The sequence below is a fragment of the Clostridioides sp. ES-S-0049-02 genome, from assembly GCF_020658465.1.
GTDB lineage: Bacteria > Bacillota > Clostridia > Peptostreptococcales > Peptostreptococcaceae > Clostridioides.
Map to the genome: position 1 here is coordinate 1 of NZ_JACVWG010000069.1, position 364 is coordinate 364.

The 364-nt window shown below is 40.4% G+C and carries 1 tRNA gene and 2 rRNA genes; all 3 read right to left on the reverse strand.

What is annotated here, in order from left to right:
* Positions 1-2 precede the first annotated feature (2 nt).
* Positions 3-119 (reverse strand): 5S ribosomal RNA (gene rrf, locus IC213_RS20675).
* Positions 120-127: 8 nt separating this feature from the next.
* Positions 128-201, reverse strand: a tRNA-Gly gene (locus IC213_RS20680).
* 91 nt (positions 202-292) lie between these two features.
* A 23S ribosomal RNA gene (locus IC213_RS20685) occupies positions 293-364 on the reverse strand; the annotation flags it as partial.

Here is a 364-nt window from a genome sequence, read left to right on the forward strand (position 1 = left end):
TTACGTGGCTACGTCCTACTCTCCCAGGCAGTTTCCCACCAAGTACCATCAGCGCTAGAGAGCTTAACTTCTGTGTTCGGAATGGGAACAGGTGTATCCTCTCTGCTATTGTAACCACATAATCTTTTGGAGCGGGTGAAGGGGATCGAACCCTCACAGCTGGCTTGGAAGGCCAGAACTCTACCATTGAGCTACACCCGCATTAAATTTTTATAGCTAGTAAAACTAGTTTTTTAAAGTTAACACTCTAAAAACTACATATATATTTTAATTAATGAACATCAAATAAATATTGGTCAAGTCCTCGACCTATTAGTATCGATAAGCTAAATACATTGCTGCACTTACACCTTCGACCTATCAA